Source organism: Streptomyces sp. NBC_00568 (assembly GCF_026341855.1).
Taxonomy (GTDB): Bacteria; Actinomycetota; Actinomycetes; order Streptomycetales; family Streptomycetaceae; genus Streptomyces.
Genome location: NZ_JAPENW010000001.1, coordinates 1,915,571 through 1,930,000, shown reverse-complemented (window position 1 = coordinate 1,930,000; position 14,430 = coordinate 1,915,571). Strand labels below are relative to the sequence as shown.

11 protein-coding genes are annotated in these 14,430 nt (G+C 70.4%); 9 read left to right on the top strand and 2 right to left on the bottom strand.

All coding sequences use genetic code 11. The features are described 5' to 3' along the window. Nucleotides 1–116: 116 nt before the first annotated feature. Nucleotides 117–1,640 carry a GntP family permease gene (locus OOK38_RS08215; RefSeq protein WP_266762236.1) on the top strand — a complete coding sequence of 508 codons (1,524 nt, stop codon included), beginning with the start codon at nucleotides 117–119 and terminating at the stop codon, nucleotides 1,638–1,640. A 64-nt stretch (nucleotides 1,641–1,704) separates the two neighbouring features. Further along, nucleotides 1,705–2,487: a hypothetical protein gene (locus tag OOK38_RS08210; RefSeq protein ID WP_266762238.1), complete on the top strand. Its 783-nt coding sequence runs from the start codon at nucleotides 1,705–1,707 to the stop codon at nucleotides 2,485–2,487. A 69-nt stretch (nucleotides 2,488–2,556) separates the two neighbouring features. On the opposite strand, the gene OOK38_RS08205 is transcribed toward OOK38_RS08210, so the two are convergent. Next, the gene (locus OOK38_RS08205) at nucleotides 2,557–3,933 is read right to left on the bottom strand and encodes a M14 family metallopeptidase (protein WP_266762240.1); all 1,377 of its coding nucleotides are present in this window, start codon (nucleotides 3,931–3,933) and stop codon (nucleotides 2,557–2,559) included. Nucleotides 3,934–4,307: 374 nt separating this feature from the next. Between OOK38_RS08205 and OOK38_RS08200 the strand changes: the two genes are divergently transcribed. Further along, entirely contained in the window at nucleotides 4,308–5,624 is a 1,317-nt protein-coding gene (locus OOK38_RS08200; protein ID WP_266762242.1) for an Nramp family divalent metal transporter, read from the top strand. Nucleotides 5,625–5,813: 189 nt separating this feature from the next. On the opposite strand, the gene OOK38_RS08195 is transcribed toward OOK38_RS08200, so the two are convergent. Then, entirely contained in the window at nucleotides 5,814–7,502 is a 1,689-nt protein-coding gene (locus tag OOK38_RS08195; RefSeq protein ID WP_266765832.1) for a chitinase, read from the bottom strand. A 376-nt stretch (nucleotides 7,503–7,878) separates the two neighbouring features. Here OOK38_RS08195 and OOK38_RS08190 point away from each other — a divergent pair, with 376 nt between their 5' ends. From OOK38_RS08190 to OOK38_RS08165, 6 genes are all read left to right on the top strand, one after another. Beyond that, entirely contained in the window at nucleotides 7,879–8,760 is an 882-nt protein-coding gene (locus OOK38_RS08190; protein WP_266762244.1) for a hypothetical protein, read from the top strand. 171 nt (nucleotides 8,761–8,931) lie between these two features. Beyond that, entirely contained in the window at nucleotides 8,932–9,645 is a 714-nt protein-coding gene (gene cpaB, locus OOK38_RS08185) for a Flp pilus assembly protein CpaB (RefSeq protein ID WP_266762246.1), read from the top strand. 198 nt (nucleotides 9,646–9,843) lie between these two features. After that, nucleotides 9,844–11,463: an AAA family ATPase gene (locus tag OOK38_RS08180; protein ID WP_266848285.1), complete on the top strand. Its 1,620-nt coding sequence runs from the start codon at nucleotides 9,844–9,846 to the stop codon at nucleotides 11,461–11,463. A gap of 173 nt (nucleotides 11,464–11,636) precedes the next feature. Beyond that, entirely contained in the window at nucleotides 11,637–12,062 is a 426-nt protein-coding gene (locus OOK38_RS08175; RefSeq protein WP_266762250.1) for a TadE/TadG family type IV pilus assembly protein, read from the top strand. A gap of 18 nt (nucleotides 12,063–12,080) precedes the next feature. After that, entirely contained in the window at nucleotides 12,081–13,421 is a 1,341-nt protein-coding gene (locus OOK38_RS08170) for a CpaF family protein (RefSeq protein ID WP_266762251.1), read from the top strand. A 58-nt stretch (nucleotides 13,422–13,479) separates the two neighbouring features. Further along, nucleotides 13,480–14,421 carry a type II secretion system F family protein gene (locus OOK38_RS08165; RefSeq protein WP_266762252.1) on the top strand — a complete coding sequence of 314 codons (942 nt, stop codon included), beginning with the start codon at nucleotides 13,480–13,482 and terminating at the stop codon, nucleotides 14,419–14,421. Nucleotides 14,422–14,430: the final 9 nt, after the last annotated feature.

Below are 14,430 nucleotides of genomic sequence, written 5' to 3'. Positions count from 1 at the left end.
TCACCTCCCGCACCTCGTACGTCGTCACGGTGCGGCACCCGCCGAATCCGGGGTGCCGCACCGCGATTCGCCCTGCCCGAAAGCCCGATGGACTTACGAAAACGAGGCCCCCCGACATGTCGTCGTATCCGCTCGCAGCGACAGCCCCGGCCCCGGAGACACCACCCCACACCGGTGGTCTCCTGCTCCTTCTCGACGGCACGGCCGGACTGCTCACGGTCGCCGCCCTCGGAATCGCGCTCCTCCTCTTCCTGATCATCAAGGTCAGGCTCCAGCCGTTCGTCGCCCTGCTCGCCGTCTCCATAGCCGTCGGCCTCGCCGCCGGACTCTCGGTCACGGAACTGTTCGGCACGGTCCAGAGGTCCACCGCGGTGTCGGTCATCGAGACGGGCATGGGCGGCATCCTCGGCCATGTCGCGATCATCATCGGCCTCGGCACGATGCTCGGGGCGATCCTCGAAGTCAGCGGCGGCGCCGAGGTACTGGCGACCCGGCTGCTCAACCTCTTCGGCGAGAAGAGGGCCCCGCTCGCCATGGGCCTGACCGGCCTGATCTTCGGCATCCCGGTCTTCTTCGACGTCGGCATCTTCGTCCTCGCGCCGCTCGTCTACGCCGCCGCCAAGCGCTCCGGCAAGTCGATCCTGCTCTACTGCCTGCCGCTGCTCGCCGGCCTGTCGATGACCCACGCCTTCCTGCCGCCGCACCCCGGCCCGGTCGCCGCCGCGGGACTGCTGCACGTCCAGCTCGGCTGGGTCATCCTCATGGGCATCGTCTGCGGCATCCCCGCCGTGCTGGCCGCCTGGGTCTACTCCGCCTGGATCGGCAAGCGGATCTTCGTCCCCGTACCGCAGGACATGGTCGAGGCGGCCGCCGAGGCCAAGCTGGCCGTCATCGAGGAACAGCGCGCCGCGGGCACCCTCCGGCCGGGCGGAGCCGGGAGCGCGGAGGAAGGCGCCGAGCCGCAGGAGAAGCCGGTGCCGCTCGGCACGGTCCTCGGCATCATCGGTACGCCCCTGGTGCTGATCCTCGCGGCGACGTTCTCCTCGATCGCCCTCGATCCTTCCACCTTGCGCTCGGTCATCGAGTTCTTCGGCAGCCCCTTCGTGGCCCTCACGATCGCCCTGGTCCTCGCCTACTACCTGCTCGGCATCCGGCGCGGCTGGTCCCGCAAGTCCCTGGAGACCGTGTCGACTTCGTCCCTGAAGCCGGTCGGCAACATTCTGCTCGTGGTCGGCGCCGGCGGCATCTTCGGCGCCGTGCTGAAGGCGAGCGGAGTCGCCCAGGCCCTCTCGGACACCTTCAACGACGTCGGCCTCCCGGTGATCTTCCTGGCCTATCTGATCTCCCTGGTCCTGCGGGTCGCCCAGGGCTCGGCGACGGTCGCGATCGTCACCACGGCCGGCATCGTCGCCCCGCTGCTCGTCGAGGGCGACCACTCCCAGGCCTTCGTCGCCCTGGTCATCATGGCGATCTCGGCGGGCTCCATCTTCGCCTCGCACGTCAACGACGGCGGCTTCTGGATGGTGGCCAAGTACTTCGGCATCAGCGAGCGCGACACCCTCAGGACCTGGACCGTTCTGGAGTCGGTGCTGTCCGTCGCGGGGTTCGCCGTGGCCGCCGTCGTGAGCCTCTTCGTGTAACAGAGGCATAGCTAAGTAGGGGCTGGCTGTGTCCGACACAGGATCTTCGACCATACTTCCCGCTGTGGAGCAGCGCATAGGTTCGAAGAGCCAGCCCCTGGACGCCGCCGCGGTGAACCCGGCGTACATCCCCGGGCTTACGTCACCCGTGCCGGCGGAGCCGAAGGACGCGGTCGAGGGGACCGAGGAGGCCGCCGCCGAGGGGACCGTCTCCGACGAGTCGGTCCCCGGCGACGCGGCGTCCGACGAGGCGCCCGCCGCCGAGACCCCGAAGGAGCCCGCGTCCGAAGCGGAATCCGACTCCGGGACGGAACAGGAGTCCCGGGCGGAGCCGGAATCCGGCCCCGCCCCCGACGGTCCCGTCTTCGAGGCCTCCGACCGGCGCGCCTCGGTCACGGCCGACCACAGCGGCGTACGCCTGCGTCTGGACGACCAGGAGGCGGAGTTCCGCTGGGACGAGATCGGTGCCGTCGAGACGGAGTCGCCGCGCTTCGGCAAGAGGTTCACCGTGACGGTGCACACGCCGGACCGCCGCTGGTATCCCCTCGAGATCGAGGCGAGCGCGCGGTCACGGTTCAAGGAGTGGGAGGAACAGCTCGACGCCGTCCTGGACGTCTACTTCGAGGACGGCGAAGACACGGAGGACGCCGAGGACACCACGTCTGCCGAGGTGCCCGAGGAACTCGAGGCGTCCGGCGCGGCCGAGACGTCGGAAGCATCCGAGGCGACGGATGCTTCCGATGCTTCGGAGGCATCGGATTCCGACACGTCCGCTTCCGAGGCGCCCGCTTCGGACACGTCCGCTTCCGAGGCGGCCGGGACGAAGGACGAGGGCGAGAAGCCGTAAGCGGTACGGGGAACCGCGCGCCCGGTCACGCGGGGCGCGCGGTTCCCCGGTCATCGACCGGCCTGCCTCCTAGGCGCAGTACTGGGCCGCCTTGCCGATGGACCGGTACATGCAGTCGGCGTTCTCCAGGAGTTGGAGCACCGCGTCCCGGTTCCTGGACGTCTCCCGCTCGATGACCTCGTCGGGCGGGTAGAAGCCGCCGCCGGAGCTGGACGACGGATACATCTCGAAGGTGTAGTCGAAGATCTTCTGGCTGCCCCAGAGGTAGTCGTCGATCGAGCCGTCCGTGATGTACAGGTCACTGGCCTGTTCGGCCGTGTAGCCGTTGCTCGCGGCCATCTTCTGGCCGACGGTCTTGAAGGCGTTGTAGTCGTCCGCCGTCATCCCCGTCGCCGTGTCGGAGTAGGTGTACCCGAACGGCCACAGCACGAGCTCGCTGTAGGTGTGGAAGTCGATGCCGGCCTTGATCTGCTGCTTGCCGCCGACCACCCGGCCACGGACGAAGTCGGCGACCACCTTCACCTCGGGAGCCGACTCGGCCGACGTCCCGCGGTAGGTCTCCGAGGACGTGGAACCCGAAGAGCCGCCGCAGCAGCCCCACTTGTAGTTCCAGTTGCGGTTCAGGTCCGTACCGACGTACGAGGAACCGGAGTTGGGCTGGCGGTTCTTGCGCCACGAGCGGTAGGAGCCGCTCGCGATGTCGTACTCGCCGCCGTCCGGGTTGAGGTCCGGGACGAGCCAGATCTCGCGGTTGTTCACCATGCTGGTGACGCGGGAGTCGCTGCCGTAGCCCGCCCCGAGCTCACGCAGCAGGTACAGCGCCATCTCCACCGTGAGGTGCTCGCGGGCGTGCTGGTGGAAGGTGAGGAGGACCTCGGGTTCGCTCTCGTCGGTCGCGACGTTGTCGCTGACCTTGATAGCGACGATGTCCCGGCCCTGGTAGGACTTGCCGATCACCCTCTTGCTCATGATGCTCGGGTAGGCCGCGAGACGCTGGTCGATCTCCGCGTTCGTCTCCGCGTAGTTGTGGTACTTCGCGTCCGCCGTCGGGAAGTCGAAGAGGCGCACGTCGGAGGCGCTTGCGGCGCGGTCGGGCGCCGAGCCCAGCAGGGAGACGTCGTAGCCCTCCCGGCGCAGCTTGCTGATCTGGTCCGCGCGGCCCGAGACGACGACGGTCTCCTCGTCGGCCTCGTCCACGGTGACCCCGGACTGCTGGATCGCCGTACGCGACACGGGAGTCGAGCTCTGATGGATCTCGTACTGCCTGATGTCGTCGGCCGAGGGTGCGGGGGCCTTCGCCCCGCTCGCCGTGGCGTCGGGGGCGGTGGCGGTGAGGGGAGCGGCGAGGGCGAGGGCCGCGAGGACGGCGAGCGCGGCGCCGCGCCGGCCGCCTCTGCCCTTGCCGTCGGTGCTGCCGCGGGCGCTGCCGCGTATGCGAAGTCGCATGAAGTCTCCTTGTTTCTCCAGGAATTCCGGGATCTCCGGAATGTGGGGAGTGGAGCGGGGGGTGGTCCATGGCGACGTGCCTGGTGCGGGTGTGGCGCTCATGGTGGGCCCATGGCATGAGCAGGTCAAGGTGTGTCAGAGGGCCGGTGGCGTGAATCGGCCGTGAGCCGGCCGTGAGCCGGCCGTGAGCCGGCCGTGAGCGGGGTGCGGGTCGGGGTGCGGGTCGGGGTGTGCGGGCATTGGCGGGGGCGGGTCTGGCCAGCGCCCCCGAGGCCCGGGCCGCGGGACCTCCTGCGACCGCCCTGCGTGGATCGCGTGGCGATCGGCGTACGCGCCCTTGTGCCGCCCTCGCCCTTTGCGCTTTCTTGAATCGCATGACGGAGACCAGTGGGAAGTCAGCGTCAGGGGAGACCGCAGCGACCGTCTTCCGCCCCCGCAAGTCCAGTTGGAAGTACATCGGGCCCGGCATCGTGGTCGCCGCGACCGGTGTCGGAGCCGGTGACCTCGTCGCGACCCTCATCGCGGGCAGCAGCTTCGGCTACACCCTCCTCTGGGCCGCCGTGATCGGCTGCCTGGTCAAGATCTCGCTGGCCGAGGCGGCCGGCCGCTGGCATCTGTCCACCGGGCGCACGCTCTTCGACGGCTGGGCGAGCCTGGGCCGGTGGACCACGTACTTCTTCGTCGTGTACGTGGTCGTCTGGGGCTTCGTCTACGGCGCCGCCGCGATGTCGTCGAGCGCGCTGCCGCTCCAGGCGCTGTTCCCCGGCGTCATGGACCTCGAGTGGTGGGGCATCGCCTGCGGACTGGTCGGCCTGGTCTTCGTCTGGTTCAACAAGTACGAGGTCTTCGAGAAGGTCATGACGGTCCTGGTCGGCGTCATGTTCCTGGTGACGGTGTACCTGGCCATCCGGGTCACCCCGAACCTGCCGGACGCGTTCGCGGGCCTGCTCCCCGTCCTGCCCGACGAGAAGGACTCCGTCCTCAACACACTCGGCCTGATCGGCGGCGTCGGCGGCACCATCACGCTCGCCGCCTACGGCTACTGGGTCAACGCCAAGGGCTGGACCGACACCGGCTGGATGAAGGTCATGCGGCTCGACAACCGCGTCGCCTACGTCACCACGGGCATCTTCGTGATCGCGATGCTCTTCGTCGGCGCGGAACTGCTCCACTCCGCCCAGGTGGCCATCGCGAGCGGCGACAAGGGTCTGCTCCAGCTCAGTGACCTCCTCGCGGCCGAATACGGCACGGCGACCGCGAAGTTCTTCCTGATCGGCTTCTTCGCCACGTCCTTCACCTCGCTGATCGGCGTCTGGCACGGCGTGAGCCTGATGTTCGCCGACTTCGTGGCGCACTACCGCGGCGGGCCGGCGAGGGGCGAGGAGGTCGCCTCGGGGCGGCGCGACAAGTCCTGGGCCTTCCGCGCGTACCTTCTCTGGCTGACCTTCCCGCCGATCGTGCTCCTCTTCCAGGGGCAGCCGTTCCGCCTGGTGATCCTCTACGGAGTCCTGGGCGCGGCCTTCCTCCCCTTCCTCGCCCTGACCCTCCTCCGGCTCCTCAACTCCTCCCGCACGCCCCGGGAATGGCGCAACGGGCTCCTGAGCAACGCCATGCTCGTGATCGCGGGCGTCCTGTTCCTGATCCTGTGTGCCAAACAGGTCTGGGACCAGCCGTGGTCGGAGTTCTTCTGAGCGGTTGCGTTGCGGTTGCGGCTGCGGGAGCCCGGCGCCGGCCGCGTCGCCGGACCCGTTCCGCGCCGCCGGACCCGTTCCGCGTCGCCGGACCCGTTCCGCGGCGCGGTCCCCGAAGACCGCCGCCCCCGCTCGTCGCGGCTGCGGCGAGCGGGGGCGGAGTGGGACAGGCGGGGAGCGGGGACGGAACTACAGCGCGTGCACGTGCGGGCCCACCGCGTTCGACCAGGCGTTGCCGGCCGAGGCGTCCCAGTTCGTCGACCAGGTCATCGCGCCGCGCAGGGCCGGGTAGGTCCTGGAGGGCTTGAAGGAACCGCAGTTGGTGAGCTTGGTCAGGCAGTCGAGGGCGTTGTTCACGATCGTCGGGGAGACGTAGCCGCTGCCCGCGCCGCTGGTGGAGGCGGGGAGGCCGAGGCCGACCTGGGACGGGGCGAGGCCGCCCTCCAGCTGGATGCAGGCGAGCGCCGTCAGGAAGTCCACCGAGCCCTGCGAGTAGACCTTGCCGTCGCAGCCGAGCATCGAACCGCTGTTGTAGTACTGCATGTTGACGACGGTGAGGATGTCCTTGATGTTCAGGGCGGTCTGGAAGTAGGCGTTCGACGTGGACTGCATGTCGATCGTCTGCGGGGCCATCGTGATGACCAGGGACGAGCCGGCCTTCGCGGACAGGGACCGCAGCGCCTGTGACATGTAGGTGGCGTTGAGGCCGTTCTCCAGGTCGATGTCGACGCCGTCGAAACCGTACGTCTGCATCAGGGAGTAGACGGAGTTGGCGAAGTTCGTGGCCGACGCCGAGTCGCTCACCGAGACGGTGCCGTTCTGGCCGCCGATGGAGATGATGACCTTCTTGCCCGCGGCCTGCTTGGCCTTGATGTCGGCCTTGAACTGGTCGACGGTGTAGCCGCCGAGCCCGGCCGAGTCGAGGGTGAAGCTCACCGCGCCCGGCGTGCTCGTGGCGTCGGCGAAGGCGACGGCGATGATGTCGTACTGCGACTGCACGGCGGAGATCTTCTGGACGGTCGCGCCGTTGTTGAAGTTCTGCCAGTAGCCCGTCACGGCGTGCGCGGGCACGCTTCCGCCGCCCCCGCCGCCCGAGGACGCGGTCGTCGTCCCGGTGACGGCCGACGACTTCGCCGACTCACCGGCCGAGTTGGTCGCCGTGATCTGGAAGGAGTACGAGGTGGAGGCGGCGAGTCCCGAGACGGTCGCGGAGGTCCCGGTCACCGACTGGACCTTGGAGCCGCCCTGGTAGACGTTGTAGCCGGTCGCGCCCGACACCGTGTTCCAGGCGAGGGAGACGGACGACGAGGTCGTGGACGGCACGGAGAGTCCGGCCGGGGTCGCCGGGACCGTCGGGGCCGGGTCCCCGCCACCGCCGCCGTCGGGGCCGAACACCGAGAGATCGTCGGCGAAGTAGGCGGCCTGTCCGTACCAGCCGTGCGTGTAGACCGTCACCGACGTCGTCGAGGCACCGGTGGTGAAGGTGGTCGTCAACTGCTTCCAGGAGGAGGAGTCGGGCGTCCACGTCGACACGTCCGTCGTCCCCGTGCCGGTGGCCCCGAGGTAGGTGTAGCCGCCCTGCACCCAGGCGCTCAGCGTGTACGTCGAGTTGGGCTTGACGGCGACGGACTGGGTGCACTTGGCGTTGTCCTGCCCCGCGGGCGTGCCCTTCAGCGCGGCCGAGCCGCCGTGCACCGGCGAGGAGACGGTCGCACCACTGCTCGCCGAACACGTCCAGTTGCTCAGGCCGGACTCGTAGCCGCCGTTCTTGGCGTTGTTGACGTCGGCGGCCTGGGCCTGGCCGGCCAGGCCGGTGAGGGAGAGGACGGATGCGGTGACGGCGGCGGCGAGGGCTCCCGCCCATCTCCGCCTGGGCATACGGGTGACGCGGTCCACTGGGTCCTCCGGGAAGAGGTGGGGGAGGGGGAACGGAACGGTGGCCACCGCCGGTGGATACAAGTTGGTCCAGACCAATCTGGTTGTCAAGACCTCTGGAGTTCTCAACACCCTTACCGAGGGGTTGAGTTGTCATCGCCCGGCTCACTCTCCGTTGATCACGCCCGCACCTTCGGTGAGATGATCTCGGAGATTCGGTGTTGAGCGGGCCATGCCGTGGATATGGTGCTGATGCAAGAGGACGTCACAGTGACGATCTGCGGCCGTTTGTGGTCGTCCGTGACGCTCCATGGCGATAAAAGGGGCGATCTGAGGCGGTGGTTGACCACCCCGCCCCAGCGAACGGGGTGTGTGCAGCGTGCCGACCGCGATAGCCGTCACCAGTCCCGATCTGGTGCTCCCACCGCACGACCGGCAGACCCCGCCGGCGGTCGTCCAGCCGCTCGACACCCTGGAGAACTCCCTCACCGGGATGCACGCGCTCATCGAGCAGCACGGGTATGTCATCTCCCTCTATCCGTCCTCCGTCGAGGGCGCCGTCACCCAGCGGCTGCACACCGTCCGCTCCGTCCTGGAGAGCGACCGCATCGCGCTGCTCGGCATCGACCTGCCACCGCTCGGAATCGCCCTGCTGGCCCAGCAGTTGCGCCAGCTCTCCGTCTGCGACTTCAGCCCCGGCGTGCTCGCCTCCGCCGCCCGGCTGCTCGCCCACTACATCTACGCGGGCGCCCTGCTCGGCTCCGTCGCCAAGCTCGACCGGGTCCCGGTCTCGCTGAAGTCGCACGCCAAGTCGTGGGTTCCGGGCGCCCAGTTCGCCGTACTCGCCAATCCGCGGCCCGAACTGATCAGAGTCGGTCAGGACGAGCTGCCAGGACCGGAGTTCGGCACCCGGCTGCTCTGGGCCGCGGGCCAGCCGCCCTCCGACTGGGTCACCGAGACCCTCGCACCCGCCTGGCGCGTCCAGGGCGTCGCGACCGTCCCGCTGCCCGAGGAATCGGCCCGCTGGTGGGGCACGTCACGGCTCGTCGAATTCGCCGCCGGCCTGTACGACGTCTCCGTCCTCTACCAGCTCGTCTCGTCCGTCCGGCGGGAGGAGTGCCACTGGTGCGGCCTCGAACTCATCGGTGACCGCTGCGGATTCTGCGCCGCGCCCCTGCCACCGCCTTCCGCACCGGAGCTTCCGGCCACCGTCGTCCGGGCAGCCTCTCCGGTACGCGCTCTGCCCCGAGGCGCCACCTAGGCCCCTCGGGCACATCTGAACAGCACCAGGCACGACCGCTCGACCCCGCCGTCCGCCGTAGATCGAGGTTGTCCGGAACATGCTGCATCACCCCGGGGGACACTCCCCGGCTCCCCGGCAGGAAAGACAGCTCGGTCCAGTCCCCGGTACCGCACCACGAGGTGAGATTCAGTGAACTCGCGCCAGCGCCGCGGCGTCATCCTGCTGGTCCTCTCGGTCCTGTGCGCCCTCGGCGCCTTCGCCGGAGTCCTCTCGGTGATCCGCGACGTGAACTCCAAGGTCGGCCCGGAGGTCACGGCGTACCGCCTGAAGAACGACATCGCGCCCTACAAGGAGCTGTCGGCCGACCAGTTCGAGAAGATCTCGATGCCCGAGCGGTGGCTGTCGTCCACCGCCGTCACCAGCCTCTCCCGCATCCGCGGCAAGATCGCCGTCACCCGCCTGGAGAAGGGCTCCCTGCTGCAGGCCGACATGATCGTGGACCGGCCCCGACTGGTGCCCGGGCAGCAGGAGATCGCCATCCTGATCGACGCGGCGACGGGTGTCGCGGGCAAGATCAACCCCGGCTCGCGGGTCAACATCTACGCCACCTTCAAGGCCGAGAACGACAAGGGCACCGACCAGTCCAAGGTGATCGTCGAGAACGCGCGCGTCATCGACGTCGGCAAGCTCACCGCCCTCGACCCCGGCCAGTCCAGTTCTGACCGGCGCAACAGCGCCAACCAGGCCGTCCCCATCACCTTCGCCCTCGGCACCGCCGACGCCCAACGTGTCGCGTACGCCGAGTCGTTCGCCGAACATGTCCGGCTCGCCCTGGTCGCGGGCGGCTCCGACGCGGCCGTCGCGCCCGGCGACCGTACGTACACCCTCGACGAGGACAAGTAGGAGGCCGCGCATGAGGTCCATGCCCACGGGGCGGTGCCGAGGGTCGCTTACGAGTCCGAGGCGTACGGGTCCGGACCGAGGCCCCGGCGTGCGGCAGACGGACGGACCGCGGGGACGGTCGTCCGCGGCTCGGTGGCGGGTTCGCGGGGTGCCGGGCCCAGCGGCCGGTCCGCGGCACGTGGAAGCGGGGCTGGGCCGATGACCGTCCGCATCCTTCCCGCCGTCGGCGACATCGACTCGGCCCGCGCGCTCACCACTCTGCTGAGCCAGCTCGCCGACACCGAACCCGCCCCGCCCGTACCCGACTCGACGGCGCTCCTCGACACCCTCGCGCGGCTCGCCGCCGAGTCCCTCGACGAGCTCCCCGAAGTGGTCCTGGTCCATGAACGCATAGGCCCCGTACCGGCGTTGGACCTGATCCGCGACCTCGTGATGCGCTTCCCCGCCGTCGGGGTCATCCTCATCACCGCCGACACCAGCACCGGCGTCCTCACCGCCGCCATGGACTCCGGCGCCCGCGGCATCATCGGCCTGCCGCTCGGCTACGACGCCCTCGCCGAGCGCGTCCAGGCCGCCGCCGCCTGGTCCGCCGGGATGCGCCGCCATCTGCACAGCGGCGCCCCCGAGCTGTACGCGGGCCCCGGCGGCACCGTCGTCACGGTGACCGGCGCGAAGGGCGGCGTCGGAGCGACCGTCACGGCGGTCCAACTCGCCCTCGCGGCAAGGGCGTCCGGCCGCAGCGTGGCCCTGGTCGACCTGGACCTCCAGTCCGGGGACGTGGCGTCGTACCTCGACGTGCAGTTCCGCCGCTCGGTGGCCGACCTGGCGGCCATCAGCGACATCAACCCGCGCGTCCTCCAGGACGCCGTCTACACCCACGACAGCGGCATCGCCCTGCTGCTCGCCCCCGCCGAGGGCGAACGGGGCGAGGAGGTCACCGACCGCGTGGCCCGCCAGGTCCTCGGCGCGCTGCGTTCCCGGCACGACGTGGTGGTCGTCGACTGCGGCTCCCAGATGAACTCGGCCACCGCGGCGGCCGTGGAGATGGCCGACCAGGCCCTGCTGCTCGTCACCCCCGACGTCATCGCCGTCCGCGCCGCCAAGCGCATGGTCCGCATGTGGGACCGCCTCCAGATCCGCAAGGCGGAGGAGACCACGACGGTCGTGAACCGCTTCGCCCGCGGTACGGAGATCCAGCCGTCCCTCGTCGAACGCGTCACCGGCACCAAGGTCGCCCGCTCCGCGGTCCCCGCCGCCTTCAAGGAACTCCAGTCGGTCGTCGACGCGGGGCGGCTCCAGGACCTGGACGCCCGCTCGACGGTCAAACAGGCCCTGTGGGCGCTGGCCGGCGAGCTGGATCTCGTGGTCGCCCAGGAAGGCGGGGGCGGCGGCAGGCGGCGCAAGGCGTCCTCGTCGGACCGGGGCGCGCTGACGCTGCGGCGACGGGGCGGCGACCGGGGAGCAGTCACCCTCGAATTCGCCGGGATGTTCCCGCTGCTGCTCGTCGTCATGACGATCCTGTGGCAGGCCGTGCTGTACGGCTACTCGTACTCGCTCGCCGGGAACGCGGCGGACGAGGCGGCACGCGCCGCCACCGCCGCGTACGCGGTGAACGAAGACGTCGCGGGCGCGTGCGCGGCGGCGGGGAGCGAGCATCTGCCGGGGGCCTGGAGCGGCGCCGAGATCGACTGCGGTCCGGCCGGCTCCGTCATGAGGGCCACCGTCGAGGTCGACGTCCCGCTGTTCTTCCCGGGATTCGACGCCGGGTTCCACGTACGGGGCAGCGCGGGCGCGGCATTGGAGGGGGACGACGGATGAGGACGCACCTCCGGCGCGGGTCCCGGGCCAGGCACGGGCCCGACGCCACGACCCGGCTTCGCACCGTGCCCCGGTCCGGCGCCACGAACGGATTCCGTGCCGCGCGCCGGCCCGCTTCCACGAGCGGACGCCGCGCCGCGCACAGGTCCGGACCCAGGAGATTCGTCCGCGCCGTGACCGGTCGCCGGGGCATGACCTGGCACCGCGCCATGATCGCGCTCCGCCCCTCGGGCAGGTTCCGGGCCGCGCGCCGGCTCCGGGGCGACCGGGGTGTCTCCATCCTGGAGTTCACCGGGTTCCTGCCCATCCTGCTGCTCATCGGGATGGCGGCCATCCAGCTCGGCCTCATCGGGTACGGCGTCAGCCAGGCCGGTTCCGGGGCGCGCGCCGCCGCGCGGGCCGCCTCGCAAGAGGGCGGCCCCGCGGCGGGCATCGCGGCGGGACAGGCCGCCGTGAGCGGTTGGCTCGACCCGGACGTCACGCCGGATCAGGGCGCCGAGACCACCACCGCGACGGTCACGGTCCATGTCCCCGGCGTGATTCCCCTTTTCGGCGATTACGACGTGACCCGCCACGCCACCATGCCCACCGACGACTGACCGGGAGGAGCCGAGACCATGAGCCTGCGTTCCCGTATCGCCGCCCCCGACGAGGGGGGACCCGCCCGTGAGGACGGACACCTCGTCGCCGTCTACCGCGCGAAACTCCTCGAAGAGATCGATCTCGCCGAGATGTCCAGCCTGGCGGCGGCCGAACGCCGGGTCCGTCTCGAACGCGTCCTCGGCCACATCATCAGCCGTGAGGGCCCCGTCCTCTCCACCGCGGAGCGCTCCCAGCTGATTCGCAGGGTGGTCGACGAGGCCCTCGGGCTGGGCGTCCTCGAACCGCTCCTCGCCGACGCCTCGATCACCGAGATCATGGTCAACGGCCCGGACTCGATCTTCGTGGAACGGGCCGGCCGCGTCGAACAGCTGCCGCTCCGCTTCGCGTCCAGCGAGCAGCTCATGCAGACCATCGAGCGCATCGTCTCGACGGTCAACCGCCGCGTCGACGAGTCCAACCCGATGGTCGACGCCCGCCTGCCCACCGGCGAGCGCGTCAACGTCATCATCCCGCCGCTGGCCCTGACCGGCCCCACCCTCACCATCCGCCGCTTCCCGCGCGCCTACACGCTCCCGGAACTGATCGGCCTCGGTTCGCTCGACGAGCAGATGCTCATGCTGCTCGCGGCCTTCGTCCGGGCCCGCTTCAACGTCATCGTCAGCGGCGGCACCGGCAGCGGCAAGACCACCCTGCTGAACGCGCTCTCCGGGCTGATCCCCTCGCACGAGCGCATCATCACCATCGAGGACTCCGCCGAACTCCAGCTCCAGCAGGAGCACGTCATCCGCCTCGAGTCCCGACCCCCGAACGTGGAGGGCAAGGGCCAGGTCACCATCCGTGACCTGGTCCGCAACTCCCTGCGCATGCGCCCCGACCGCATCATCGTCGGCGAGGTCCGCGGCGGCGAGACCCTCGACATGCTCCAGGCGATGTCGACCGGCCACGACGGCTCGCTCGCCACCGTCCACGCGAACTCCGCCGAGGACGCCCTCATGCGTCTGCAGACCCTCGGTTCGATGTCCGAGGTCCAGATCCCCTTCGAGGCGCTCAAGGACCAGATCAACTCCGCCGTCGAGGTCGTCGTCCAGCTCTCCCGGCACGCCGACGGCTCCCGCAAGGTCACCGAGATCGCGTTGCTCGTCTCGCACGGCCGCGAACAGTTCCGCGTCACCCCCGTCACCCGGTTCGTGCCCCGCCCGGTCGGCCCCGACCGCGTCGTCCGGGGCCACTTCGAGCACCTTCCGCTCCCGCGCTCGGTCGCCGAGAAGCTGTACGTCGCCAACGAGCCGCCGCCGCCCGCCTTCGGCGTCGCCGAGGCCATCGACGCATTCAACACTCGGCAGGCCATCGGATGACGCCGCCCACGCCCGCGCCGCCCGCCCCCGAGCCGCCCACCTCCGAAGGGAGGCAGCCATGAACGACCCTGCCCTCCTCGCCCTCGGCGGGACCGTCCTCGGCGGCACACTCGCCGTCGCGGGCGTTCACTCGTACGCCTCGGGCCGCGCCCAGCGGCAGGCGCTCGTCGACCGCCTCTCCGGCGGCGGCCCGCTGCGCACGGCGTCCGGCCGGGTACGCCGCTTCGCGGGCATCGACCGCCGACTGCGCCGCACCCGCCTCGGCCGCACCATCCACCTGCGCCTGTCGGCCACCGGACTCGACCTCACGGCGGGGGAGTTCTTCACCTACGTCACCGCAGTGGTCGTCGCCCTGTGGCTGATCGCCGCCGCGACGCTCGCCCCGTTCTTCGGTCCGATCGCCGCCGTCCTCGGGGTGTGGAGCGCGGCCGTCTTCCTCAACTGGCAGCGGCAGAAGCGCATCGAGGCCTTCATCAACCAACTCCCCGACGTGGCACGCCTGCTGGCCAACGCGACGGCGGCGGGCCTGGCCCTGCGGACGGCGCTCGCCATGGCGGCGGAGGAGCTGGAGGCCCCGGCGGGCGAGGAACTCGCTCATGTGGCCGACCAGTTGATGCTGGGCCGCACCATCGACGACGCCCTCGGCGAGCTCTCCGAGCGCCTGCCCTCCCGTGAGCTGATCGTCCTCGTCACCACCCTCGTCCTCGCCAACAAGGCGGGTGGCTCGGTGGTCAGCTCCCTGCGCAACCTCACCCAGACCCTGGAGGACCGCAAGGAGACCCGCCGCGAGGTCCGCACCATGCTCTCCGAGGTCAACGCGACCGCCTTCACGGTCCCCTTCCTCGGCATCGGCTCCCTGGTCCTGATCAACTCCTCGAACGAGGGAGCCCTCGCCCGCGTCACCGGCTCCCCGCTCGGCCAGGGCCTGGTCCTGCTCGCCCTCGGCCTCTACACCGTGGGCTTCTTCGTCATCCGCCGGCTCGGCAAGATCGAAGTGTGAGGGAGGGGT